Raw genomic sequence first — 24,791 nt, forward strand, 5'->3', positions numbered from 1 at the left:
GATACTTTTTTCATTGATTTTGCTTATACGGCAACGATTGCGTCCCGGTGAACTGCCGTACGAAAACGTTAAACTTGTTAAAAGGGAAAGGCATGTCCGGAATTGAAGCGGTATTTTTCGACTGTGACGGTACGCTGGTCGACAGTGAGGTCATTTGTTCCCGCGCGTATGTCGCCATGTTCCAGGAATTTGGCATTACGCTCGATCTCGAAGAGGTGTTTAAACGCTTTAAGGGCGTGAAGCTGTACGAGATCATCGACATCATTAACGAAGAGCACGGGGTGGATCTGGCGAAAGCGGATCTGGAACCGGTGTACCGCGCCGAGGTCGCACGCCTCTTCGACGCCGAGCTGGAAGTTATCGCTGGCGCTAACACGCTGCTGGATGCGATGACGGTGCCGATCTGCGTGGTCTCTAACGGCCCGGTCAGCAAAATGCAGCACTCGCTCGGCAAGCTGAACATGTTGCACCACTTCCCGGAAAAACTGTTCAGTGGCTACGATATCCAGCGCTGGAAGCCGGATCCGGCATTGATGTTCCACGCGGCGAAGGCGATGAACGTCAACGTGGAGAACTGCATCCTGGTGGATGACTCGTCTGCGGGCGCGCAGTCGGGGATTGATGCGGGGATGGAGGTGTTTTACTTCTGCGCCGATCCGCACAACAAGCCGATCGATCATCCAAAAGTGACGACCTTTACCGATCTGGCGCAACTGCCAGCGTTGTGGAAGGCGCGCGGGTGGGATATTACTCGCTGAGTTTTCCCCTCACCCCGGCCCTCTCCCACAGGGAGAGGGAGAAAACCGAATGGTCCCCTCTCCCTGTGGGAGAGGGTTAGGGTGAGGGTAAAAATCACTCTTTCGGATCTTTACCCGCCAGCAGCTTGTCCAGCTCGTCGCCGCCCACGTGTCGGAAATCCTGCCCCTTCACGAAGTAGAAGATGTATTCGCAAATGTTCTGGCAGCGGTCACCGATACGCTCGATTGAGCGCGCGCAGAACAGCGCGGTGAGTACGCTTGGAATGGTACGGGAATCTTCCATCATGTAGGTCATCAGCTGACGCACTATGCCTTCGTATTCCTGGTCAACTTTCTTGTCTTCACGGTAGATACGGACCGCTTCGTCCAGATCCATGCGCGCGAAAGCGTCCAGCACGTCGTGCAGCATCTGCACGGTGTGGCGACCGAGAGACTCCAGACTCACCAGCAGCGGCTGGTGCTGCTGGGAGAATTTCTCCAGCGCGGTGCGGCAGATTTTATCGGCCACGTCACCGATACGCTCCAGCTCGGCGATGGTTTTGATGATCGCCATCACCAGACGCAGGTCGCTCGCCGTCGGCTGACGCTTCGCAATGATGCGCACGCAGGCTTCGTCGATGGCGACTTCCATCATATTGACGTTGTGGTCGCCTTCAATAACGCGCTTCGCCAGCTCGCTGTCCTGGTTGTGCATCGCCGTGATCGCATCAGAAAGCTGCTGCTCGACCATGCCGCCCATGGTCATCACCTGGGTGCGAATGCTTTCCAGCTCTGCGTTAAACTGGCCGGAAATGTGTTTATTAAGATTGAGGTTGTCCATGGTTTCTCCACATGCACTAAGGCAAATCAACCGTAGCGGCCAGTAATATAATCTTCGGTTTGTTTCTTCGCCGGACGGGTGAACAGCGCATCCGTATCGCTGAACTCAATCAACTCGCCCAGGTACATAAACGCCGTGTGGTCAGAACAACGTGCAGCCTGCTGCATGTTGTGGGTCACGATCACCACGGTGTAATCCTGCTTCAGCTCGGTGATCAGCTCTTCGATACGCCCGGTTGAGATCGGGTCCAGGGCTGAGCACGGCTCATCCAGCAGCAAGACTTCCGGGCGAATGGCGATACCGCGCGCAATGCACAGACGCTGCTGCTGACCACCGGAGAGAGAGTACCCACTCTGGTGAAGTTTATCTTTGGTTTCGTTCCATAATGCGGCCTTGGTCAATGCCCACTGCACGCGCTCGTCCATATCCGCACGGGAGAGCTTCTCAAACAGACGCACACCAAAGGCGATGTTGTCATAGATCGACATCGGGAACGGCGTGGGTTTCTGGAATACCATCCCCACTTTCGCACGCAGCAGGGCGATATCCTGGGTATTGGTCAGGATGTTGTCACCGTCCAGCAGAATTTCACCTTCTGCGCGCTGCTCCGGATAGAGCGAATACATTTTGTTAAAGGTGCGCAGCAGCGTGGATTTACCACAGCCGGACGGACCGATGAATGCCGTTACCTGGTTCTTCGCGATATCCAGATTGATATTCTTCAGGGCATGGAATTTGCCGTAGTAGAAGTTCAAATCACGAACCTGAATCTTACCCGGGGCAGTATCAACCATACTCATTGACTCATTTCCTCATTCGGCGCCGCGAGCTGCCGCGCCGTAAAAATTTAACCGTGTTTCTTCTTCGCGAAAATGACGCGCGCCAGAATGTTCAGCAACAGTACGCAAAGGGTGATGATCAGCACCCCGGCCCAGGCCAGCTGCTGCCATTCCGCGAATGGGCTCATCGCAAATTTAAAGATCGTCACCGGCAGGTTGGCGATCGGCTGCATCATGTCCGTGCTCCAGAACTGGTTGGAGAGGGCGGTAAACAGCAGCGGTGCGGTTTCACCGGCGATACGGGCGATAGCCAGCAGGATACCGGTCATGATCCCCGAGACGGACGCTTTCAGGGTGATCGCCGAAATCATTTTCCATTTCGGCGTGCCCAGCGCGTAAGCCGCTTCACGCAGGCTGTCCGGCACCAGTTTCAGCATGTTTTCAGTAGTACGAATAACGATAGGCACCTGCAACAGCGCCAGCGCAATCACACCCGCCCAGCCGGAGAAGTGTTCCATTTGCGCCACCACGATGGTGTAAACAAACAGACCCACGACAATCGACGGGGCAGAAAGCAGAATGTCGTTAATAAAGCGGATGACTTCAGCGATCCAGGACTTGCGCCCATACTCCGCCAGATAGATACCCGCCATGATGCCCAACGGTGTACCGAAAACGGTCGCCCACAGGATCAGCAGGCCGCTACCCGCCAGGGCGTTTGCCAGACCACCGCCCGCCGTGTTCGGCGGCGGCGTCATTTCCGTGAACAGCGCCAGGGACATTCCATCGATGCCGCGGGTGATGGTTGACATCAGGATCCAGATCAGCCAGAACAGGCCGAACGCCATCGTGGCCATGGAAAGCGTCAGCGCAATGCGGTTTTTAATCCGGCGCTTTGACTGCATTTTGCGACGGGATTCCGCAAGCTGAGCGGTATTTTGCATATCGAGAGTTGCCATTAGCGTGCCCCCTCGTTTTTAGCCAGACGCATAATCATCAGCTTGGAGATAGCCAGCACAATAAAGGTGATAACAAACAGGATCAGGCCCAGTTCCATCAGCGCCGCGACGTGCAGCCCGGATTCCGCTTCGGCAAATTCGTTCGCCAGCGCAGAAGTAATACTGTTCCCCGGCATATAGAGCGAAGCGCTATCGAGCTGGTAGGTGTTGCCGATGATAAAGGTGACCGCCATGGTTTCACCGAGCGCGCGACCTAAGCCCAGCATAATGCCGCCAATCACCCCATTTTTGGTGAACGGAAGGACGATGCGCCAGATAACTTCCCAGGTGGTGCAGCCGATGCCGTAGGCGGACTCTTTCATCATCACCGGGGTTTGTTCGAAGACATCGCGCATGACCGCCGCAATGTACGGAATAATCATGATGGCGAGGATCACACCCGCCGCCAGAATGCCGATACCGAATGCCGGGCCGGAGAACAGCGCCCCCACAAACGGAACGGCAGAAAGCACGTTACCGACCGGCTCCTGGAAGTAAGTTGCAAACAGCGGAGCAAAAATAAACAGGCCCCACATGCCGTAAACGATACTTGGGATGGCCGCCAGCAGTTCAATGGCGATACCCAGCGGACGCCGCAGCCAGCCTGGCGCCAGTTCCGTCAGGAACAAGGCAATACCGAAGCTCACCGGAACCGCAATTAGCAGGGCGATAAAAGAGGTCACCAGCGTGCCGTAAATCGGCACCAGCGCACCGTAAATATCGTTCGGCGCATCCCACTCTTTGGTCCACAGGAAGGCGAAACCAAATTTTTGAATGCTCGGCCAGGAGGAGAAAATCAGGGACACGATAATGCCGCCCAGCAGCAATAGCACAATCAGCGCAGCCAGTTTCACCAGCGCGCTGAAAATCATGTCACCTTTTTTACCCGGAGGGTTAAATGCAGGCTTGGTTGCAGCCATAAATTACTCTTCTTTATGAGACGTCTTACGAATATGCCCGGTGGCGCTGACGCTTACCGGGCCTACAGAGTAAACCGTAGGGCGGGATCGCTGCGCGCCACCCGCCATCTTCGTTAAAAATATCCTGTTAGTACAGCGCTTTACCGCTGCTATCTTTCACGTTGGTTTTCCATGCAGCACGAATCTGCTCAACCACGCTGTCTGGCAGGCTGGCGTAATCCAGGTCATTAGCCTGTTTGCCGCCGTTTTTGTATGCCCAGTCGAAGAACTTCAGCACTTCTGCGCCCTGCTCTGGTTTCTTCTGCTCTTTGTGAACCAGAATGAAGGTGGTAGAGGTGATTGGCCACGCGTCTTCACCTTTCTGGTTAGTCAGGTCCTGAGCGAAGGATTTGCTCCAGTCAGCGCCTTTGGCGGCGTTGGCGAAGTTCTCTTCGGTCGGGCTAACCGGTTTGCCGTCGGCAGAAACCAGTTTGGTGTAGGCCAGATTGTTCTGCTTAGCGTAGGCGTACTCTACGTAGCCGATAGAGCCAGGCAGACGCTGTACGAAGGCTGCGATACCGTCGTTGCCTTTACCGCCCAGACCGGTTGGCCAGTTAACGGTAGAGCCGGAACCGACTTTAGATTTCCACTCTTCGTTCACTTTCGCCAGGTAGCTGGTGAACACGAAAGAGGTGCCAGAGCCGTCAGCACGACGAACCACCGCGATATTCTGCGAAGGCAGCTTAACGCCCGGGTTCAGCTTAGTGATGGCTTCGTCATCCCATTTTTTGATTTTGCCCAGGTAGATGTCACCCAGGGTTTTGCCGTCCAGCACCAGCTCGCCTGATTTCAGGCCAGGGATGTTAACAGCCAGCACAACGCCGCCGATCACGGTCGGGAACTGGAACAGGCCTTCCTGATTCAGTTTCTCATCAGACAGCGGAGCGTCGGATGCGCCGAAATCAACGGTATTCGCGGTAATTTGTTTTACGCCACCGGAGGAGCCGATACCCTGATAGTTGACCTTGTTACCGGTCTCTTTCTGGTAGGTATCCGCCCATTTGGCATACACCGGCGCAGGGAAGGTTGCACCAGCGCCAGTCAGGCTTGCTGCTGCGAAGGCAGAGAAAGCGCTCATCGATAAGGTCGCGGCGACAACAGTTGCGACAGTGGTACGCATAACTTTCATAATGTCTCCTGCAAGGATTTCGTAAATCATTGTTTAAGTGGCTACGATGAGCAAAATAGGACAAACAGGTGACAGATAAATGTACGAAATATGACAGTTTTATGACAATGAGAGAGTGTAAAATAAGCCACTGATATTAATGATTATTTGTTCAGGGGAGCATCATAGAGTTGTCATATAGAAAGGGATAAGCCTGGTGCAAAAGAGGAAAAATGACAACGGCTGTCATAAACAGCCGTTGGGTGATTAATGTTCAATTTCCAGCGTGACCGTTGCGTACGCTTCAAACGTTCCAGGTTTTGGCTGCGCCCCCGTTGCGCTTGCAGGCGCAGCGGAAAAGGTAAGCGAATTGTTTTCGGCGCCGTTATTGTTTTCTCCCCTATCCATGTCCATCCTGCCGCCGTTGACGCTGACCTGACGATCCCACTTGTCGTATACCACAATGCCTACATCATCATTGCCGTTGACTTTCATCATCGTGGCATCGGCGTCGACAGGGTCTCCATGGAAAGTGGAGTAGACAATATTCTCATCCAGCATGCCTGTGCACTGTACCTGAATCGTCTTTTTTACCTTGTGACTCGTCACGGCGGTGCCTTTGGTAGCGGAAAATTCCGGGGCCGGGATTTTGCCAAAATCTATCTCAAGCGTCTGCCCGGGCGCTATCTCGCAGTTTTGCGGCACGACGATATCGCCAGCGATTTTGATCTCTGCCATTTTTTCGGTGCTGGAGGTCGAGGAGGCCGCATCCAGCCCGCCATAAAGATCGGCGACTATCGTACCTGGCACACTCACCCGGCCAATAAACGGCTTGTTAATTAAGAATGATATTTTTATTTTTGAACCGGTATTGAGTGTTGGTTCGCTCCCTTCCTCACCAGGCGCATAACAATAGGAGCTATGAGACATTACGTTTGGTTCTGCGCTGAAAGGTACCGGTATATAATCTCTGCCGAGCACAAGTATCGACGTGGCGATGCTGAGGTTGTTATTAAGGGTAAAATAGGTATACCCGTTCTTTACCACATCTTCACTTAACGACGATCGTGCGGTGTAGTAGATTTGGCGAAAGCCCGTAGAGTAATGCGTAAGACAGTTGCATTGCGCTTTGTAACTCGCAGATGAACTGAGCGTTTCCAGATCCCTGATCTCTGTACCTGCTTTATTTTTATCCGCCGGGATCGACTGCCCGTTCAGATTAAGGTTATAGATATAAGCGCCACCTTCGGAGTGACAAATCCCGTCGCCCGTGGTGTACGCTTTGCATACTGGCGTCATAAATATTATCAACGCGCTTAAAAACAGAGGTGTCCTGAATTTCATCTTATTTCCCTATTGGCATACTGCCGATATTTGTATCAGTTCGACGCCTTCTGGCGGGGTAAAGTGGTAGTTAACCGGGCAGGTCATCGTGTTATCTGCGCCCCACTTCAGGACAAACGCCCCCTCTTCCGGCATGCCGGACAGATAAAGCTCGCCATTTTCGCCCACAATGCCGGTTACGCTGCCGTGGGGTAAATCAGCCGAGGCCATGGCGCCAAACGGCACCGGTTTGCCACTCTTCTGCCGCACATTGAACAGGACGCGATAGCCCACGTGAGTGACAAACTCCGCCCGTACCACCGCGCCGCGCGTCGGGATAACGCTGAGGATACTGTTGTCGATTTCGACGTTGGCCTTCGCAAAGTAATCGCTGTCGATCTCCACTCTGTTTTCATCGTAGGCGTTGAGCTGCGTCTGTACCGTATAGCCGCGCCAGTCCGTCGCCTTACCCGTACCATTCTCCAGCGCCAGGCCGGAAGCTCCCGGGGCTTTAACCAGCGCGACGGTTTCCCCCAGTTCCTGAGAGAAAGTTATGCCATCGCTGTGGGCCAGAATCCCGCCCTTCATTCCATAGTTGAGGCGCTGGTTGTCCTGGGTATAGTCGTAACTGGCGTTTACCGAACCATAGGTGCCGTCATAGCCCACCCCTGCGCTGTTGTTGTAATCTTCGTTATCCGCATCGTAAGACTGCTGAACGTTCCAGGAGAGGTTGTGCGCATCCAGCGCGTTACCGCTCAGCCCCACCTGGTGCATCCCTTTTCCGTGGTTGTTTTGGGTGTACCCATAGTTGACGTAGCTGTCATGCAGCCAGCCTGACAACGGTATGGAGAGGGAGAGCATAAAAATCTGTTCGCTGCCCTGACTGTCGCTGACGTCAGTGTCGGTGCTATTTTGGGCCGAGGTGAGTGAATCGGTGTAGTTCCAGGAGACGTTCCAGGAAATAGCGCGCCAGCTATTGCTGTAGCCCAGCTGCACCAGCCGCTCGACTTCATCCGTCTTCCAGTACTGCTGGCGGCTAAGGGTAAGATAAATATTTCCCATCCCGTCGCCAAAGGTCTGCGTCCATGTTCCCTCCAGACGGCTACGGCGGTTACCTGTCGTCCAGAAGTCGCTCTCGTTATTCTGCCGGGACGCCCATTCGTTCAGGGTGTAGTAGCCCTCTGTGGAGTAGCGGTAGCCCACCAGCCGAAACGTTGTGTTCGTTTCATCAAAACGTTTGGAATAGAGAAAACGGTAAGATTGCCCGCTTTCGTCATCGTCCTCAAACCGCGAGCGGGCATGCGTTACGTCCAGCGAAAGGGCGCCCAGCGAACCCATATCTTTCCCCACGCCAAGCGCGGCGGAGGTGTAATCGCTGGTTCCCTGCACGCCCCCGTAGAGGGTAATACCCGCAGGAAAACCGTGTAACACCTGCGCCTGAAAAACGGTCGGCTGAAAATCGTTTTGATCGCGCAGTTCACCCGCGCTGATATCGACATCGGTTTGGTCTTCACGCTTCAGGATCGCCAGTGAGGCGTAAGGCTGGGTAAAATGTTGCTCGCTGCCATCCTCTTCTTTGATGGTAACATCCAGATCGCCACCCGAATTGGTGGTGTTTAAATCCTTGAGAGCAAACGCTCCCTGCGGTACGGCAGACTGGTAAATGATGTAACCATTTTGCCGCACAATCACGGTCGCATTGCTTTTCGCCACGCCGCGAACCACTGGCGCAAACCCCGTCAGGCTCGAAGGCAGCATGTCATCATCCGTGTAGAGACGCATCCCTCGCAGTTGCGTGCTGTCAAACACGTCGCTTGCGGTCCATGTATCCCCCAGCATAATTTGGCTGCGTAACGCGGCGATATCGCGCTGTAAATAGGTATTGATCGAATGATACGAAGACTCGCCATCGGTCACGTTTAGCGTACTGTAGTTACGTAAACGCCATGCCCCCAGGTTGGCACCGTTGCGCAGGTTCAGATAATAAAAATCGTTGTTATCATCCTCGTTCGAATGCACCGTGCTGGAGCCGGAAAAATCGTAGTTCACCATCAGCGCATTGATGCCCTCATCCCAGCGTGAGGGATTGATATAGCCGCGCGCCGATACATCAATATAGATTTGCGGCAACGTGACGTTAAGCTGGAGTTTATCCGTATCAAACGTCCAGGTTGAGCCAGGAACGAGCGGCGCGGGGTCCAGACAGGCTTTGTCATCTATGTCGTTAAGGGCCTTGATAGCCGCCACTTTGACCCCAAGCTCAGCGAGCACGGTTTTGATGTCTGAGAAGCAAGGATGCAGGTTGCTGGTGGCAGTATCTTCGACAAAGGTCACCTCCCGGCGGTCAACATATTCGCCGTTTACATAGATGCTTACCTTATAGTTCCCGGCAGGCAGACTGTTCGCGCGATTAAACTGGTGGATATCCACGTCCACCGGATGATCGATTTCAAGCAGCGCAGGGTTAAACATATCCCTCGCGGCCACCTCGCCGGATAAACCAAGCACCATCCCGGAAGCAAGCGCGATGAAAATACGGTAACACTCCATAAATAAACCATCCTTTGCTTAAAGCGCTGCTTTTAAATCCTGACTAATCGCACCGAAATCATTCACATACCGCCAAACCAGCGCATGGCCATTCACGCCTTCCGGTAAGGGTAAACGCAGGGTTTCAAAGGGATGGACGATATTGAGCGGCACATCTTTGCCGTCCACTGTCACATTCATAACGTTGATATTTAGCGGCGTGGGATTTTCAACTACCAGCTGCCGATTTTCTCTGTGCCACTTCACCTGCGTGGCGGCGCGCTCCGGGGTAATGTTCAACGAGGCCGGACGCCAGATCAGCTTGATACGTGTCTTAATGGCGATTTCCATCGCGTTCGGCTTATTGCTCGCCGGGGGAATATTTTTGATGTTCAGCCAGAACACCGACTCCCGATCCTGCGGTAAATTGCCCTCGGTTTTCATAATGCGCAGAATTTTTTCCTGCCCAGCCTCCAGACGAGATACCGGTGGAATGACGGTAAACGGTGGTTTTTTCGCGGTTCCTGTATTACTGAAGGGGTCAACCCATGTTTGAATAAGATAAGGGATAGCCGCTTCGTTATTTTTGACAGTAATGGTTGCGTCGGATTTATCACTCGAATAAACCACTCGTGTGCCACCGATAACCACACCTGCCGATGCCATTGTAGAAATACCCGTAAGACAACACGCTAATAATACATTCACTATACGCCCTGGCATAATCCAATGTCCTTATATATAAAGGAGCCTGTAAATAAGTTCTTAACAGGCTCCGAATCCATAACCGCTGATTATTTCAGGTATTCAATAGTAAACTGAGAGTCAGCATTCGCAGTACCCGGCGTCACTGTTGCCAGAGTCTGGACGAATTTCGCCTTGAATCCCATATCCGCTTTACCATCTGCAATGGCAACGTATTTAGAATTGTTATACAAAGGGATCGCGGTATCATCGCTCAGGTTGAACAGTTTTATCGCCACGCCCGTCGCCGCAATGGCGTCGCCGCTGCCAGTGAACTCACCGTCCGTACCGTCTTCGTTCACCGGCGTACCGATTGAAAGATAACCTTTACCGATGGTATCTTTATCTTCCGTCCCGTCAAAGCGTACCGCCGCCTGAGTATAGGTTGCCGGGCAGCCTTCCAGACGGATGTGGAAATCTTTAACAGACGCGGTGGAATCAATACCCGCGAAGGTTTTTACCGATACACGACCAATATTAACAGTCTGATTACTGGTATCAGTCGTGACTGTACAAGTAGAATCAATCACCTCGCCACGGAAATGAACAGTACCGTCAGCCGCTAATGTCGCACCTGAAAACAGGACGGAAGATAAAACCAGTGAAGTGGCTATAACGTTTAATTTCATGAAACTCTCCATAATTTACATTATTTGTATGCGTCTCATTTATACATTCAAATAAAACACACCATCCTTTAACGCGTGGCGATAGTACAGTTCATTCCTGCTCTATGACAAATATGTTTTCCTACATGAAATATCTTTAAAATGGAACAATAAAAATTAAAAATAAAAAAACCCTTAAAAATAAGAACAAAACATAATTAAAAAATGCTATTGATATCTCTTCTCTATTTTTTTAAGAATTTATCAATATCTTTTCTTTGTCATAGCTAAATCAGATTCTTTTTTAAGCAGACATAGGTGAAATGAGCAGATAGAGCAAAAATGTAAGAAAAAATGAAAAAAGAAACAGGTTGCGATAAAAAGAAATAATCGCTGAGGGGAGGGCTATGAGGCTGCCAGAATACTGGCAGCCTCGGGTAGGCTGGAGATTATTCTACGGTGACGGACTTCGCCAGGTTACGTGGCTGGTCTACGTCGGTGCCTTTGATCAGCGCGACGTGATAAGCCAGCAGTTGCAGCGGTACGGTGTAGAAGATCGGCGCAATCACCTCTTCCACATGCGGCATCTCGATGATGTGCATGTTGTCGCTGCTGGCGAAACCGGCATCTTTATCCGCAAAGACGTACAGAACACCACCACGGGCGCGCACTTCTTCGATGTTAGATTTCAGTTTTTCCAGCAGTTCGTTGTTAGGTGCCACCACGATAACTGGCATATCCGCATCGATCAGCGCCAGCGGGCCATGCTTCAGCTCGCCTGCCGCATAGGCTTCAGCGTGAATATAAGAGATCTCTTTGAGCTTCAGTGCGCCTTCCAGCGCAATCGGATACTGATCGCCACGCCCCAGGAACAGGGAGTGATGTTTGTCAGAGAAATCTTCAGCCAGCGCCTCAATGCGTTTGTCCTGAGACAGCATCTGCTCAATACGGCTCGGCAGCGCCTGAAGGCCATGCACGATGTCGTGTTCAACGGAAGCATCCTGGCCTTTCAGACGCGCCAGTTTCGCCACCAGCATCAGCAGAACGGTCAGCTGAGTAGTAAACGCTTTGGTGGAAGCCACGCCGATTTCGGTACCCGCTTTGGTCATCAGCGCCAGATCGGATTCACGTACCAGCGAAGAGCCCGGAACGTTACAAATGGCCAGCGAGCCGAGGTAACCCAGTTCTTTAGACAGACGCAGCGCCGCCAGGGTATCGGCCGTTTCGCCAGACTGAGAAAGGGTGATCATCAGGCTGTTACGACGCACCGCAGATTTGCGATAGCGGAACTCAGAGGCGATTTCCACATCACACGGCACACCCGCCAGGGATTCAAACCAGTAGCGCGAGACCATACCGGAGTTGTAAGAGGTACCGCAGGCCACGATCTGAATGTGCTCGACTTTGCTCAGCAGTTCGTTGGCATTGGCGCCCAGCTCGCTCAGATCCACTTCACCATGGCTGATGCGACCAGTCAGGGTGTTTTTAATGGCGTTTGGCTGTTCGTAGATCTCTTTCTGCATGTAGTGACGGTAAGCGCCTTTGTCGCCCGCGTCGTATTGCAGGTTTGATTCGATCTCCTGACGCTTAACCTGCTCGCCTTTCGTGTCGAATACGGTCACGCTGCGACGTGTCACCTCGGCAATGTCTCCCTCTTCGAGGAAGATAAAGCGACGGGTAACCGGCAGCAGCGCCAGCTGGTCGGAAGCGATAAAGTTTTCACCCATGCCCAGACCAATCACCATCGGACTACCGGAACGCGCGGCCAGCAGCGTGGACGGGTCGCGGGAATCCATGATCACCGTACCGTAAGCACCACGTAGCTGAGGGATAGCGCGCAGCACCGCATCACGCAGTGTACCGCCCTTTGCCAGCTCCCAGTGCACCAGGTGAGCAATCACTTCGGTGTCGGTTTCAGAGACGAAGGTATAGCCGCGCGCTTTCAGTTCTTCACGCAGCGGTTCGTGGTTTTCGATAATGCCGTTATGCACGACCACGATGTGTTCAGACACATGCGGGTGTGCGTTGCCTTCAGATGGCTCACCGTGGGTCGCCCAGCGGGTATGCGCAATACCGGTGCCACCGTGCAGCGGATGTTCTTCCGCAGCCTGGGCCAGCATCTGTACTTTACCGAGACGGCGCAGACGGGTCATATGACCTTCTGCATCAACGACAGCCAGCCCGGCTGAGTCGTAACCACGGTATTCCAGACGACGTAAACCTTCGAGAAGGATTTCAGCAATATCACGCTGCGCAACTGCGCCAACAATTCCACACATAGTTATATTTCCTGATTATGGCGTTATGCCATGCGTTGTCGCTGACCTGTATTTGCCCTTTCCGGGCGCCCCGAGCCTTGTAGAGAGTGGGGTTATTTTTATGGGTACTGCTTGTGGGGGGAGGATTATGTTATCCCCTCACCCCGGCCCTCTCCCCAAAGGGGCGAGGGAGAAAAACACCGCACCGAACAATCCCCTCTCCCCTGTGGGGAGAGGGTTAGGGTGAGGGGTATAAATCCGTTACTTCTGCTTCACCGGGCGTTTCCAGCCCTGCTTGCTGACCTGCGGAACGCGGCTTAACACCAGCTCGTTCTCGGCCACATCGCGCGTAACGGTTGTCCCGGCGGCAATGGTCACGCCTTTGCCCACGGTAACAGGCGCCACCAGCTGGGTATCGGAGCCTACAAACACGTCATCACCAATGATGGTTTTAAACTTATTGGCGCCGTCATAGTTACAGGTAATCGTCCCTGCACCAATGTTTACGTTGTCGCCAATTTCCGCATCGCCCAGATAGGTCAGATGACCCGCTTTAGAGCCCTTACCCAGACGCGCTTTTTTCATTTCCACGAAGTTACCTACGTGAGCACCTTCCAGCAGCTCAGCGCCCGGGCGCAGACGCGCAAATGGGCCAATCGTACAGGCCGCCTCAAGATGGGCATCTTCCACCACGCTGTACGGGCTGATTTCGCAGTCGTCACCGATCGCGCTGTTTTTAATCACACAGCCGGTGCCGATTTTGACGCGGTTGCCCAGCGTGACGTTACCTTCCAGGATAACGTTAGTATCTATTTCAACGTCGCGCCCGTGGGTCAGCGTGCCACGCAGATCGAAACGCGCCGGATCGCGCAGCATAACGCCCGCGAGCAACAGCTTTTCTGCCTGCTCGGACTGGTAAATACGCTCAAGACGGGAAAGCTGGAGACGGTTGTTTACCCCGTCCGTTTCGCTGATACGCGCCGGATGAACGGCAGCAATCTCACGCCCTTCCTGGTAAGCCATCGCAATGATGTCGGTGATGTAGTATTCACCCTGCGCGTTGTTATTGTTGAGTCTGGACAGCCAGCGCTTCATATCCGCACCGTTCGCAATCAGGATGCCGGTGTTGATCTCCTGAATCTGGCGCTGTTCGTCAGTGGCATCTTTATGCTCAACAATCCCCGTCACGTTGCCGTTTTCACGCGTAATGCGGCCATAGCCGGTTGGATCGTCCAGCACGACGGTCAACAAACCGATGCCACCCTGCGGTTTGGCTTCACGCAGGCGGGTGAGGGTTTCAACGGAGATCAGCGGGACGTCGCCGTAGAGCATCAGGATATCTTCATCATCAGCGAAGAAGGGTGCAGCCTGCTGCATTGCATGACCCGTACCCAGCTGTTCTGCCTGAAGCACCCAGTTGAGATTGTCGTCACGCAGCGTTTTTTTCAGCAGATCGCCGCCATGTCCATAAACCAGATGCACCTGGCTGGCGCCTAATTCATTCGCTGCATCAATAACATGCTGAACCATTGGCTTTCCTGCCAGCGTGTGGAGCACCTTAGGCAGATCGGAATACATGCGGGTACCTTTGCCTGCGGCAAGGATCACCACGCTCATCGCACTGTTTAACATACGCATCCTGACGGTAGTTTGTGTGAGAAGTAAAAACGTTTGATGCTTAAAATTCTACATCTTTTTCATCATGAATTAAGGCCGAAAAAAAAAGCCAGCCTGGGATCCAGACTGGCTTTTGTGCTTTTCAAGCCGGTGTTACATCGCTTTTTTGGTCAACTCGATAACGCGCAGTTTCGCGATCGCTTTGGCCAGCTCCGCAGACGCCTGAGCGTAATCCACGTCACCATGAGAGCTGTTAATGTGCTCTTCAGCCTTACGCTTCGATTCCAGGGCTCGCGCTTCGTCGAGATCCTGGCCACGAATAGCGGTATCGGCCAGAACGGTCACACTGCCTGGCTGCACTTCAAGAATGCCGCCGGACAGATAGATAAACTCTTCATGACCGAACTGTTTAACGATGCGGATCATACCAGGCTTAATGGCGGTGAGCAGCGGTGCGTGACCCGGGAAAATACCCAGTTCACCTTCACTACCCGTTACCTGGATTTTCTCGACCAGACCAGAGAACATTTGTTGCTCTGCGCTGACGACGTCCAGGTGGTAAGTCATTGCCATATCACCCTCCGATTAAGGCGTTAAAGTTTTTTGGCTTTTTCCACGGCTTCTTCGATGGAACCAACCATGTAGAACGCCTGCTCTGGCAGGTGATCGTATTCGCCTTCCATGATGCCTTTAAAGCCACGGATGGTGTCTTTCAGGGAAACGTATTTACCTGGAGAACCGGTGAATACTTCCGCAACGAAGAACGGCTGGGACAGGAAGCGCTGGATCTTACGCGCACGTGCTACCACCAGTTTGTCTTCTTCAGACAGTTCATCCATACCCAGGATGGCGATGATGTCTTTCAGTTCCTGATAACGTTGCAGCAGGGACTGTACGCCACGCGCGGTGTCGTAGTGCTCCTGGCCAACAACCAGTGGATCCAGCTGACGGCTGGTGGAGTCCAGCGGGTCAACGGCCGGGTAGATACCCAGAGACGCGATCTGACGGCTCAGTACCACGGTTGCATCTAAGTGAGCAAAGGTGGTGGCTGGAGATGGGTCAGTCAAGTCATCCGCAGGTACGTATACCGCCTGAACGGAGGTGATAGAACCAGTTTTGGTAGAGGTGATACGTTCCTGAAGAACACCCATCTCTTCCGCAAGCGTAGGCTGATAACCTACCGCTGAAGGCATACGACCCAGCAGTGCAGATACTTCAGTACCGGCCAGGGTGTAACGGTAGATGTTATCAACGAACAGCAGAACGTCACGGCCTTCGTCACGGAACTTCTCAGCCATCGTCAGGCCAGTCAGCGCAACGCGCAGACGGTTTCCTGGTGGCTCGTTCATCTGGCCGTAAACCAGGGATACTTTATCCAGAACGTTGGAGTCGGTCATTTCGTGGTAGAAGTCGTTACCCTCACGAGTACGTTCACCTACGCCCGCAAACACGGAGTAACCGGAGTGCTCGATCGCGATGTTACGGATCAGCTCCATCATGTTTACGGTTTTACCTACACCCGCACCACCGAACAGACCGACTTTACCGCCCTTCGCGAACGGACACATCAGGTCGATAACTTTGATGCCGGTTTCCAGCAGTTCCTGAGAGCTGGACAGCTCTTCGTAGGAAGGTGCCGCGCGGTGGATAGCCCAACGCTCTTCTTCACCGATGTCGCCTTTCATGTCGATTGGTTGACCCAATACGTTCATGATACGACCCAGTGTTGCTTTACCTACCGGGACTTCGATCGGGTGCTCAAGGTCTTTTACTTCCAGACCACGACGCAGACCGTCGGAAGAACCCATGGCGATGGTACGCACGATACCGCCGCCGAGCTGCTGCTGAACTTCCAGCACCAGGCTCTCGTTACCATTCTGTACCTCAAGCGCGTCGTACACGCGTGGTACGGCGTCCTGAGGGAACTCGACGTCCACCACGGCGCCGATTACCTGGACAATCTTTCCAGTAGCCATCTTGAATCCTCTACGTAATTCGTAAACCTGGTTAAACCGCGGCGGCCCCCGAGACGATCTCGGTGAGTTCCTGAGTAATGCTGGCCTGACGAGCTTTGTTGTAAACCAACTGCAGCTCTTTAATCAGGCTGCCGCCATTATCGGTCGCGGCTTTCATCGCCACCATTCGTGCGGCCTGCTCGCTGGCCAGGTTTTCTACAACGCCCTGATAAACCTGAGATTCAACGTAACGACGCAGCAGGGTATCCAGCAGCGGTTTCGGATCGGGTTCATACAGGTAATCCCAGGCTTTCTGTTTCAGCTCGTCATCTTCTGATGCCGGTAACGGCAGCATCTGAGTGAGCGTAGGCACCTGAGACATGGTGTTAATAAATTTGTTGCTGACAACGTACAGTCTGTCCAGACGGCCTTCATCGTAGGCCTGCAACATCACTTTAACCGGGCCGATCAGTTCGGACAGGGACGGGTTATCACCCATACCGGTCACCTGAGCGACAATGTTGCCACCAACGGAGTTAAAGAAAGAGACGCCTTTAGAGCCAATCAGTGCCAGATCGCACTGAACGCCTTTATCGGACCAGCCTTTCATATCCGCCAGCAGTTTTTTGAACAGGTTAATGTTCAAGCCGCCACACAGACCACGGTCAGTCGACACCACCAGGTAGCCCACGCGCTTAACGTCGCGTTCTTCCAGGTAAGGGTGCTTATATTCCAGATTACCGTTTGCAAGGTGACCAATCACTTTGCGCATGGTCTCTGCATAAGGACGGCTGGCCGCCATGCGATCCTGCGATTTACGCATTTTGGAAGCGGCGACCATCTCCATCGCTTTAGTGATCTTTTGCGTGTTCTGGACGCTTGCGATCTTACTACGTATCTCTTTTGCGCCGGCCATGAGCTTCTCCTCAATGCCAGACGGCTTGTCCTGAGACAAGCCGCCGGACGATTACCAGGATTGGGTTGCTTTGAAGGAATCGAGGATAGCTTTCAGCTTGCCTTCGATTTCGTCGTTATAGCCACCGGTCTGGTTGATCTCTTGCATCAGCGGAGCGTGATCACGGTCGACGTAAGCCAGCAGAGCGGCTTCGAAGCTACCGATTTTCGCCAGTTCCACATCTTCGAGGTAACCGCGTTCAGCCGCGAACAGTACCAGGCCCTGCTGAGCAACAGACATTGGCGCGTACTGTTTCTGCTTCAGCAGCTCGGTCACTTTCTGACCGTGGCTCAGCTGTTTACGGGTTGCTTCGTCCAGATCGGATGCGAACTGAGAGAACGCAGCCAGTTCACGATACTGTGCCAGCGCGGTACGGATACCACCGGACAGTTTCTTGATGATCTTGGTCTGAGCAGCACCACCCACACGGGATACGGAGATACCCGGGTTAACCGCCGGACGAATACCGGAGTTAAACAGGTTGGTTTCCAGGAAGATCTGACCATCGGTAATGGAGATTACGTTGGTCGGAACGAACGCAGAAACGTCACCCGCTTGGGTTTCAATGATCGGCAGGGCGGTCAGAGAACCTGTTTTACCCTTCACTTCACCTTTGGTGAAGTTCTCGACGTATTCCGCGTTAACGCGGGAAGCACGCTCCAGCAGACGAGAGTGGAGGTAGAATACGTCGCCCGGGAATGCTTCACGTCCTGGTGGACGACGGAGCAGCAGGGAAACCTGACGATAAGCAACAGCCTGTTTAGACAGGTCATCGTATACGATCAGCGCATCTTCACCGCGGTCACGGAAGTATTCGCCCATTGCGCAACCGGCGTATGGTGCCAGGTATTGCAGTGCAGCAGATTCAGACGCGGTTGCTACCACAACGATGGTGTTAGACAGTGCGCCGTGCTCTTCCAGTTTACGAACCACGTTGGAAATGGTGGACGCTTTCTGGCCGATAGCCACGTACACACATTTGATGCCGGAGTCACGCTGGTTGATGATGGCGTCGATTGCCATCGCGGTTTTACCGGTCTGACGGTCACCGATGATCAGTTCACGCTGACCACGACCGATTGGGATCATGGCATCAACAGACTTATAACCCGTCTGTACTGGCTGATCAACAGACTGACGGTCAATAACGCCTGGTGCGATAACTTCGATTGGTGAGAAGCCATCGTGCTCAACCGGACCTTTACCGTCGATTGGCGCACCCAGGGTGTTAACAACGCGACCCAGCAGGCCACGGCCAACCGGCACTTCCAGAATACGGCCAGTACACTTAACCTTCATGCCTTCGGCGAGGTCAGCGTATGGACCCATCACAACGGCACCTACGGAGTCGCGCTCCAGGTTCAGTGCGATAGCGTAACGGTTACCCGGCAGGGAAATCATCTCACCCTGCATACAATCGGCCAGGCCGTGGATGCGGATAACACCGTCACTTACAGAAACAATAGTACCTTCGTTGTGAGCTTCACTCACAACATTGAACTGAGCAATGCGCTGCTTGATCAGTTCGCTGATTTCGGTGGAATTCAGTTGCATGCTCCAGTCCCCTTAAGACTGCAAGACGTCTGCAAGGCGCTCAAGACGGCCGCGTACGCTGCCATCAATGACCATATCACCCGAGCGGATGATTACGCCTGCCATTACAGACTTATCGATTTTGCAATTCAGCTTAACTTTGCGTGACAGACGTTTTTCCATCGCGGCGGTGATTTTCGCAAGCTGTTCGTCACTCAGTTCAGTCGCGGAAGTTACTTCAACTTCAGCGGTAGCTTCACTAAGGGCACGTAAGTGCTCAAACTGCTCGAGAACATCCGGGAGCACACGGAGACGACCATTTTCCGCCATCACCTTAATCAGGTTCTGGCCGTTGGCATCCAGTTGCTCTCCGCACACGGCGATAAACGACGCGGCGAGGGTTTCAGGCGCTAACGCACCAGAAAGCAACTCGGCCATTTGTTCGTTTTTCGTCACCTCAGCGGCAAACGCCAGCATATTCTGCCAGCGATCGACATTTTGGTGTTCGACAGCAAAGTCAAAAGCTGCTTTGGCGTAGGGGCGAGCTACCGTAACAAATTCAGACATCAGCCCCTCCCTCCTTACAGTTCAGCGACAAGTTTGTCCACGATGTCGCTGTTAGCAGCTTCATCCACGGAACGTTCGATGATCTTCTCGGCGCCAGCAACAGCCAGAATCGCAACCTGCTTACGCAGTTCTTCACGAGCACGTTTACGCTCAGCTTCAATTTCAGCCTGAGCCTGTGTCACGATCTTAGTACGTTCCTGTTCTGCTTCAGCTTTGGCTTCGTCCAGGATCTGAGAACGGCGTTTGTTAGCCTGTTCAATGATTACCTGAGCTTCAGCTTTCGCTTTTTTCAGCTGGTCTGTCGCGTTGGCCTGTGCAAGGTCCAAATCTTTCTTAGCGCGTTCTGCGGAAGCCAGACCGTCAGCAATTTCTTTCTGACGTTTTTCGATGGCAGCCATTAAAGGCGGCCATACATACTTCATGCAGAACCAGACAAAGAGAATAAACGCGATGGCCTGGCCGAGGATTGTTGCGTTCATGTTCACAGCACAATACCTCTTAAATTTCTGTGGCTTGGGGTTTTAAAACAACTACTACGCGACAGCAAACATCACGTACAGACCCAGACCTACAGCGATCATTGGGATTGCATCCACCAGACCCATAACGATAAAGAACTGAGTACGCAGCAGAGGAATCAGATCAGGTTGACGCGCTGCGCCTTCCAGGAATTTGCCCCCGAGGATGCCGATACCGATCGCAGCACCGATAGCCGCCAGACCCATCATCACAGCGGCAGCCATGTACAGCAGATCCATATTCAGGTTTTCCATGACAGTCTCCAGTTTGTTTCAATTAAAACGTAGTAGTGTTGGTAAAAAATCAGTGCTCTTCAGACGCCATCGACAGATAGACGATCGTCAGAACCATGAAGATAAAGGCTTGCAGCGTAATGATCAGGATGTGGAAAATGGCCCATGGCACATTCAGAATCCACTGTGACCACCACGGCAGAAGACCCGCGATCAGAATGAAAATCAGCTCACCCGCATACATGTTGCCGAACAGTCGCAGACCCAGTGAAACAGGTTTGGACAGCAGGCTAACGCCTTCCAGAATCAGGTTGACCGGAATAAACGCCCAGTGGTTGAACGGCTGCAAGGTAAGCTCTTTCACAAAGCCGCTTACGCCTTTCATTTTGATGCTGTAGAACAGAATGAGGATAAATACGCCCAGCGCCATCGACAGGGTGATGTTCACGTCGGCAGACGGAACCACGCGCAGTGCAGGCAGGCCGAGTACGTGCTCACCGATCCAAGGTAAGAAATCGATAGGCAGGAGGTCCATCAGGTTCATCAGGAAGACCCAAACGAACACGGTCAGGGCCAGCGGAGCAATCAGTTTGCTCTTACCATGGTACATGTCTTTCACGCTGCCATGGACGAAGCCGATGATCATCTCGATGAACGTCTGGAATTTCCCTGGAACACCGCTGGTCGCCTTTTTAGCAACGCTACGGAACATGGCCAGGAACAGAAGACCCAAAACCACCGAGAAGAACATGGAGTCGATGTTGATCGTCCAGAAGGTGGCCGGGGGGTTATGTGGATCCACCAGCGAGAATGTACGCAGGTCCAGCTGAAGGTTATTCAGATGGTGACCTATGTAATCCTGCGGCGTCATATTTTCTGAAGCCATGATGCCTTTTACCCTTTGTTATTGATTACAGCTGGAGCCAGAACTTGTACCACCAGCACCAAAACCCACGTTGCTATCAGCGGCATGAATACCACTTTCAAAACCGCCAGCGCCATCACCAGTAGAGCAAAGGTCAGCAACACCTTACACACTTCGCCGAGAGCGAAGGACCAAGCCACGCGGCCTTTGGCAGGTGTATGCGCCTGATGACGCCAGGCAAAAATCATAAACAACACGTTTGGCAGAACCACCGCCAAACCTCCGCACGCGGCGGAGATGCCCCAGAAGGGGTCTTTGAGGCTAAACAGCAGTCCACTTGCTATCACAGCCAGAAACTGAATGAACAGAAGCTTACGAGCAACGTTTCTACTCAAGAGCGACACAGACATCACGTTTTTACTCCTGCTCCCTTCGAGGTATGCCGCGTGTCGTATAAAACGTCCTTTAAGGCTCAGAGTCAAGCATCAAAAAGCGGTCAAATTATACGGTGCGTACCCGTGATTTCAAACATTAAGTAGCGAAAAGGTGAATAAATGTTTAAATATTTTTCCCCAGTCCTATTTTTCAACTTTTGACCCAAGCGTTGACCTTCAGGCAAAACTGCAAACAGCGCGGAAACGTTGGTGATAAAGCGTGCACGAGATCACAAAATACACATTTGCGATAAAATGGTATTTATCAAAGACGTAAAACGATTAATTTCATCTGCATGAAATTAAAGCAAAAAAACCGCAACTATTTTTAAAACAGAGCCGTATACAACAAAAACCTTTTATTGACATTCTTAATAAATATTTAACATTCCATTCTTGTTGCTTTTACCCACTTTTAGCAGACTGATAATTTCATGGTTGACTATCCTCTGAGTGAACGAATCACGTCAGGTTAACCATAAGAAAATCCATGGTAACAACAAGGTTAAATTAACGACGACCAAATCAGACTGAATGTGCTGCTTTTTAACACGATCAGAACAGCACAAATTCCACATTTTTTATTAATTTTTTAAAAAGTGTTTGGCTTAATTATCACCAGATGACGCTCACCTTCGAGCTGAGGGATCTGGAGTTTCTCAATAGATTCGACAACAAAACCGTCCGGAAGCTGCTCGATTTCGTCCCCCGGAAGTTGCCCTTTCAGCGCATAAAAACGCCCCTTCTCCGCTGGCAGGTGTTTGCACCAGCTCACCATGTCATTGAGTGAGGCAAACGCGCGGCTGATAACACCGTCAAACGGTGGCTCTGCCGGGAACTCCTCTACCCTGCTCTGTACGGGCGTAATGTTTTCCAGCTTCAGCTCATGCTGAACCTGGCGTAAAAAGCGTACGCGCTTGCCCAGGCTGTCCAGCAGCGTGAAATGACTCTCCGGTCGAACAATAGACAACGGAACGCCCGGCAAGCCCGGACCGGTGCCCACATCGATAAAACGTTCACCGTTCAGATACGGCGCCACGACGATGCTATCGAGAATATGGCGAATCAGCATCTCGTTGGGATCGCGTACGGAGGTGAGGTTGTACGCTTTATTCCATTTGTTCAGCATATCGACATAGGCCACCAGCTGATTTTTCTGGTGATCGGTGAGCGAAATACCTGCCTGTTCCAGCAGACGAGAGAGTTTATTGAGCACGGTGGATACCTGTTGAGAAACTTAAGTGGCGGGTGGCGCTTCGCTAACCCGCCCTACGGGTTCAGTAGGCCCGGTAAGCGCAGCGCCACCGGGCTATTTACAGAGCATTACGCGCTACGGCGCAGCATGCCCTGCTTTTTCAGCCACACCAGCAGAATCGAAATCGCGGCAGGTGTGACGCCAGAGATACGTGAGGCCTGGCCAATCGACACAGGTTTGTGATCGTTCAGCTTAGCGATCACTTCGTTGGAAAGGCCCGTCACCTGACGGTAGTCCAGCATTTCCGGCAGCAGCGTGTTTTCGTTGCGCTGCTGTTTTTCGATCTCATCCTGCTGACGCGCGATGTAGCCTTCGTACTTCACCTGAATTTCGACCTGCTCGGCAGCTTCAGCGTCTTCAAGGCCCGGTGCGAACGCCGTCAGTTTGACCAGATTCTCGTAGGTGACTTCAGGACGGCGCAGCAGATCTTCCCCACTGGCTTCGCGCGACAGCGGTGCTGTTAAGTGAGCATTCACTTCAGCAGCAGTTTCCGCCTGCGGATTCACCCAGGTGGTTTTCAGGCGCTGACGTTCCTGTTCAATGCGCTCCAGCTTCTCGTTGAAGCGCGCCCAGCGCTCGTCATCCACCAGACCCAGCTCGCGGCCCACCTCGGTCAGACGCAGATCGGCATTGTCTTCGCGCAGCATCAGGCGATATTCCGCACGAGAAGTAAACATGCGGTACGGTTCTTTGGTCCCCAGCGTGCAGAGATCGTCGACCAGAACGCCCAGGTAAGCCTGAGAACGCGCCGGTGCCCAGCCCTCTTTCTCGGCAGAGAAGCGAGCGGCGTTCAGACCGGCCAGCAGCCCTTGCGCGGCAGCTTCTTCGTACCCGGTGGTGCCGTTAATCTGGCCTGCGAAGAACAGACCCTGAATGAATTTGCTTTCCAGCGTCGGCTTCAGGTCACGCGGATCGAAGAAATCGTACTCAATAGCGTAGCCAGGACGAACGATCTTCGCGTTTTCCATGCCCTGCATTGAACGCACAATCTGCATCTGCACGTCGAACGGCAGGCTGGTGGAGATGCCGTTCGGGTAAATTTCGTTAGATGTCAGCCCTTCCGGTTCGAGGAAGATCTGGTGCTGATTACGATCGGCAAAGCGCATCACTTTGTCTTCGATAGACGGGCAATAACGCGGGCCGATCCCTTCGATCACACCAGCATACATTGGGCTGCGATCGAGATTATTGCGGATCACGTCATGGGTTTTTTCATTGGTGTGCGTGATGTAGCACGGCACCTGCTGCGGATGTTGCGCCGCATTGCCCATGAACGAGAACACCGGCATCGGGTTATCGCCGTGCTGCTGTGCCAGCACGCTGAAATCAATGGTGCGCGCATCAATACGCGGCGGCGTGCCGGTTTTCAGGCGGCTTACGCGCAGCGGCAGCTCACGCAGACGACGAGATAACGGAATTGACGGCGGATCGCCAGCACGACCACCGCTGTAATTGTCCAGACCAATATGGATTTTACCGTCCAGGAATGTCCCGACCGTCAGCACCACCGCTTTTGCGCGGAATTTGAGACCCATTTGGGTCACGGCGCCAACAACACGATCGTTCTCCACGATAAGATCTTCTACCGCCTGCTGGAAGATCATCAGGTTCGGTTGGTTTTCCAGCGCGGTGCGCACAGCCTGACGGTAAAGCACACGGTCTGCCTGTGCACGGGTGGCGCGAACAGCCGGACCTTTACTCGCGTTTAGTATCCTAAACTGAATACCCGCATGATCGATCGCTTTCGCCATCAGGCCGCCAAGTGCATCCACTTCTTTTACCAGGTGTCCTTTCCCAATGCCGCCAATCGCCGGATTACAGGACATTTGTCCCAGCGTGTCGATATTGTGTGTCAAAAGCAGGGTCTGCTGACCCATTCGCGCTGCGGCCATTGCGGCCTCAGTGCCTGCGTGACCCCCGCCAATGATGATGACGTCAAAAGGATCCTGATAAAACATGGTGGTCTGCCTCGCG

The 24,791-nt window shown here is 53.0% G+C and carries 23 protein-coding genes; 1 reads left to right on the forward strand and 22 read right to left on the reverse strand.

Annotated elements, in window-relative coordinates:
- The first annotated feature begins 92 nt into the window (after positions 1-92).
- Positions 93-758, forward strand: coding sequence for a 6-phosphogluconate phosphatase (gene yieH, locus ACOTZD_RS16280; protein ID WP_003861151.1), 666 nt, complete (start codon positions 93-95; stop codon positions 756-758).
- A 94-nt stretch (positions 759-852) separates the two neighbouring features.
- On the opposite strand, the gene phoU is transcribed toward yieH, so the two are convergent.
- The 22 genes from phoU to mnmG all read right to left on the reverse strand — a co-directional run bounded on the left by phoU (position 853) and on the right by mnmG (position 24,775).
- Complete coding sequence (phoU, locus tag ACOTZD_RS16285) at positions 853-1,578, reverse strand: phosphate signaling complex protein PhoU (RefSeq protein WP_003861153.1); 726 nt, start codon at positions 1,576-1,578, stop codon at positions 853-855.
- A gap of 26 nt (positions 1,579-1,604) precedes the next feature.
- Entirely contained in the window at positions 1,605-2,378 is a 774-nt protein-coding gene (gene pstB / locus ACOTZD_RS16290; protein ID WP_003861154.1) for a phosphate ABC transporter ATP-binding protein PstB, read from the reverse strand.
- Between the two features lie 47 nt (positions 2,379-2,425).
- Positions 2,426-3,316: a phosphate ABC transporter permease PstA gene (pstA, locus tag ACOTZD_RS16295; protein ID WP_003861156.1), complete on the reverse strand. Its 891-nt coding sequence runs from the start codon at positions 3,314-3,316 to the stop codon at positions 2,426-2,428.
- Positions 3,316-4,275: a phosphate ABC transporter permease PstC gene (gene pstC, locus ACOTZD_RS16300; protein WP_003861158.1), complete on the reverse strand. Its 960-nt coding sequence runs from the start codon at positions 4,273-4,275 to the stop codon at positions 3,316-3,318. The genes pstA and pstC overlap by 1 nt, the downstream gene beginning before the upstream one ends.
- Positions 4,276-4,402: 127 nt before the next feature.
- Positions 4,403-5,443 carry a phosphate ABC transporter substrate-binding protein PstS gene (pstS, locus tag ACOTZD_RS16305; protein ID WP_022652104.1) on the reverse strand — a complete coding sequence of 347 codons (1,041 nt, stop codon included), beginning with the start codon at positions 5,441-5,443 and terminating at the stop codon, positions 4,403-4,405.
- A 246-nt stretch (positions 5,444-5,689) separates the two neighbouring features.
- Positions 5,690-6,766, reverse strand: a complete 1,077-nt coding sequence (gene stgD, locus ACOTZD_RS16310; protein ID WP_022652103.1) for a fimbrial protein StgD — start codon at positions 6,764-6,766, stop codon at positions 5,690-5,692.
- 9 nt (positions 6,767-6,775) lie between these two features.
- On the reverse strand, positions 6,776-9,295 hold the full coding sequence (locus ACOTZD_RS16315) for a fimbria/pilus outer membrane usher protein (RefSeq protein WP_003861163.1): 2,520 nt from the start codon (positions 9,293-9,295) through the stop codon (positions 6,776-6,778).
- 18 nt (positions 9,296-9,313) lie between these two features.
- On the reverse strand, positions 9,314-9,997 hold the full coding sequence (locus ACOTZD_RS16320; RefSeq protein ID WP_022652100.1) for a fimbrial chaperone: 684 nt from the start codon (positions 9,995-9,997) through the stop codon (positions 9,314-9,316).
- A gap of 71 nt (positions 9,998-10,068) precedes the next feature.
- Positions 10,069-10,647 (reverse strand): chaperone-usher fimbrial major subunit, encoded by a 579-nt coding sequence (locus tag ACOTZD_RS16325; RefSeq protein WP_003861165.1) that lies wholly within the window; start codon positions 10,645-10,647, stop codon positions 10,069-10,071.
- A 428-nt stretch (positions 10,648-11,075) separates the two neighbouring features.
- Entirely contained in the window at positions 11,076-12,905 is a 1,830-nt protein-coding gene (gene glmS / locus ACOTZD_RS16330) for a glutamine--fructose-6-phosphate transaminase (isomerizing) (RefSeq protein WP_023315070.1), read from the reverse strand.
- A 240-nt stretch (positions 12,906-13,145) separates the two neighbouring features.
- A complete protein-coding gene (glmU, locus tag ACOTZD_RS16335; protein WP_023315069.1) occupies positions 13,146-14,516 on the reverse strand; it encodes a bifunctional UDP-N-acetylglucosamine diphosphorylase/glucosamine-1-phosphate N-acetyltransferase GlmU in 1,371 nt (456 codons plus the stop codon).
- Between the two features lie 138 nt (positions 14,517-14,654).
- Positions 14,655-15,074, reverse strand: a complete 420-nt coding sequence (locus ACOTZD_RS16340; RefSeq protein WP_003862360.1) for a F0F1 ATP synthase subunit epsilon — start codon at positions 15,072-15,074, stop codon at positions 14,655-14,657.
- A 20-nt stretch (positions 15,075-15,094) separates the two neighbouring features.
- Positions 15,095-16,477 (reverse strand): F0F1 ATP synthase subunit beta, encoded by a 1,383-nt coding sequence (atpD, locus tag ACOTZD_RS16345; RefSeq protein WP_003862362.1) that lies wholly within the window; start codon positions 16,475-16,477, stop codon positions 15,095-15,097.
- Positions 16,478-16,508: 31 nt separating this feature from the next.
- Positions 16,509-17,372, reverse strand: coding sequence for a F0F1 ATP synthase subunit gamma (atpG, locus tag ACOTZD_RS16350; protein ID WP_003862364.1), 864 nt, complete (start codon positions 17,370-17,372; stop codon positions 16,509-16,511).
- A gap of 51 nt (positions 17,373-17,423) precedes the next feature.
- On the reverse strand, positions 17,424-18,965 hold the full coding sequence (gene atpA, locus ACOTZD_RS16355; RefSeq protein ID WP_003862367.1) for a F0F1 ATP synthase subunit alpha: 1,542 nt from the start codon (positions 18,963-18,965) through the stop codon (positions 17,424-17,426).
- A gap of 12 nt (positions 18,966-18,977) precedes the next feature.
- Positions 18,978-19,511: a F0F1 ATP synthase subunit delta gene (gene atpH, locus ACOTZD_RS16360; RefSeq protein WP_003862369.1), complete on the reverse strand. Its 534-nt coding sequence runs from the start codon at positions 19,509-19,511 to the stop codon at positions 18,978-18,980.
- A gap of 14 nt (positions 19,512-19,525) precedes the next feature.
- Entirely contained in the window at positions 19,526-19,996 is a 471-nt protein-coding gene (gene atpF, locus ACOTZD_RS16365; protein ID WP_003862370.1) for a F0F1 ATP synthase subunit B, read from the reverse strand.
- A gap of 48 nt (positions 19,997-20,044) precedes the next feature.
- Positions 20,045-20,284, reverse strand: a complete 240-nt coding sequence (atpE, locus tag ACOTZD_RS16370; protein ID WP_000429386.1) for a F0F1 ATP synthase subunit C — start codon at positions 20,282-20,284, stop codon at positions 20,045-20,047.
- Positions 20,285-20,333: 49 nt separating this feature from the next.
- Positions 20,334-21,149, reverse strand: a complete 816-nt coding sequence (gene atpB / locus ACOTZD_RS16375; RefSeq protein WP_003862373.1) for a F0F1 ATP synthase subunit A — start codon at positions 21,147-21,149, stop codon at positions 20,334-20,336.
- Positions 21,150-21,157: 8 nt separating this feature from the next.
- The gene (gene atpI, locus ACOTZD_RS16380) at positions 21,158-21,538 is read right to left on the reverse strand and encodes a F0F1 ATP synthase subunit I (RefSeq protein ID WP_003862375.1); all 381 of its coding nucleotides are present in this window, start codon (positions 21,536-21,538) and stop codon (positions 21,158-21,160) included.
- 616 nt (positions 21,539-22,154) lie between these two features.
- The gene (gene rsmG / locus ACOTZD_RS16385; RefSeq protein WP_003862377.1) at positions 22,155-22,778 is read right to left on the reverse strand and encodes a 16S rRNA (guanine(527)-N(7))-methyltransferase RsmG; all 624 of its coding nucleotides are present in this window, start codon (positions 22,776-22,778) and stop codon (positions 22,155-22,157) included.
- A 107-nt stretch (positions 22,779-22,885) separates the two neighbouring features.
- A complete protein-coding gene (gene mnmG / locus ACOTZD_RS16390; RefSeq protein ID WP_003862379.1) occupies positions 22,886-24,775 on the reverse strand; it encodes a tRNA uridine-5-carboxymethylaminomethyl(34) synthesis enzyme MnmG in 1,890 nt (629 codons plus the stop codon).
- Positions 24,776-24,791 lie beyond the last annotated feature (16 nt).

Source organism: Enterobacter cloacae complex sp. SHL022 (assembly GCF_049237785.1).
In the GTDB taxonomy this organism is placed as follows: domain Bacteria; phylum Pseudomonadota; class Gammaproteobacteria; order Enterobacterales; family Enterobacteriaceae; genus Enterobacter; species Enterobacter hormaechei_C.

Coding starts and splice junctions, on each gene's coding strand:
- pstC (WP_003861158.1), bottom strand. CDS start 4,275: ATGGCTGCAACCAAGCCTGCATTTAACCCTCCGGGTAAAAAAGGTGAC.
- stgD (WP_022652103.1), bottom strand. CDS start 6,766: ATGAAATTCAGGACACCTCTGTTTTTAAGCGCGTTGATAATATTTATG.
- ACOTZD_RS16320 (WP_022652100.1), bottom strand. CDS start 9,997: ATGCCAGGGCGTATAGTGAATGTATTATTAGCGTGTTGTCTTACGGGT.
- glmS (WP_023315070.1), bottom strand. CDS start 12,905: ATGTGTGGAATTGTTGGCGCAGTTGCGCAGCGTGATATTGCTGAAATC.
- pstA (WP_003861156.1), bottom strand. CDS start 3,316: ATGGCAACTCTCGATATGCAAAATACCGCTCAGCTTGCGGAATCCCGT.
- yieH (WP_003861151.1), top strand. CDS start 93: ATGTCCGGAATTGAAGCGGTATTTTTCGACTGTGACGGTACGCTGGTC.
- atpG (WP_003862364.1), bottom strand. CDS start 17,372: ATGGCCGGCGCAAAAGAGATACGTAGTAAGATCGCAAGCGTCCAGAAC.
- pstS (WP_022652104.1), bottom strand. CDS start 5,443: ATGAAAGTTATGCGTACCACTGTCGCAACTGTTGTCGCCGCGACCTTA.
- atpE (WP_000429386.1), bottom strand. CDS start 20,284: ATGGAAAACCTGAATATGGATCTGCTGTACATGGCTGCCGCTGTGATG.
- phoU (WP_003861153.1), bottom strand. CDS start 1,578: ATGGACAACCTCAATCTTAATAAACACATTTCCGGCCAGTTTAACGCA.
- ACOTZD_RS16315 (WP_003861163.1), bottom strand. CDS start 9,295: ATGGAGTGTTACCGTATTTTCATCGCGCTTGCTTCCGGGATGGTGCTT.
- atpB (WP_003862373.1), bottom strand. CDS start 21,149: ATGGCTTCAGAAAATATGACGCCGCAGGATTACATAGGTCACCATCTG.
- atpI (WP_003862375.1), bottom strand. CDS start 21,538: ATGTCTGTGTCGCTCTTGAGTAGAAACGTTGCTCGTAAGCTTCTGTTC.
- atpH (WP_003862369.1), bottom strand. CDS start 19,511: ATGTCTGAATTTGTTACGGTAGCTCGCCCCTACGCCAAAGCAGCTTTT.
- mnmG (WP_003862379.1), bottom strand. CDS start 24,775: ATGTTTTATCAGGATCCTTTTGACGTCATCATCATTGGCGGGGGTCAC.
- glmU (WP_023315069.1), bottom strand. CDS start 14,516: ATGTTAAACAGTGCGATGAGCGTGGTGATCCTTGCCGCAGGCAAAGGT.
- ACOTZD_RS16340 (WP_003862360.1), bottom strand. CDS start 15,074: ATGGCAATGACTTACCACCTGGACGTCGTCAGCGCAGAGCAACAAATG.
- pstB (WP_003861154.1), bottom strand. CDS start 2,378: ATGAGTATGGTTGATACTGCCCCGGGTAAGATTCAGGTTCGTGATTTG.
- atpD (WP_003862362.1), bottom strand. CDS start 16,477: ATGGCTACTGGAAAGATTGTCCAGGTAATCGGCGCCGTGGTGGACGTC.
- ACOTZD_RS16325 (WP_003861165.1), bottom strand. CDS start 10,647: ATGAAATTAAACGTTATAGCCACTTCACTGGTTTTATCTTCCGTCCTG.
- atpA (WP_003862367.1), bottom strand. CDS start 18,965: ATGCAACTGAATTCCACCGAAATCAGCGAACTGATCAAGCAGCGCATT.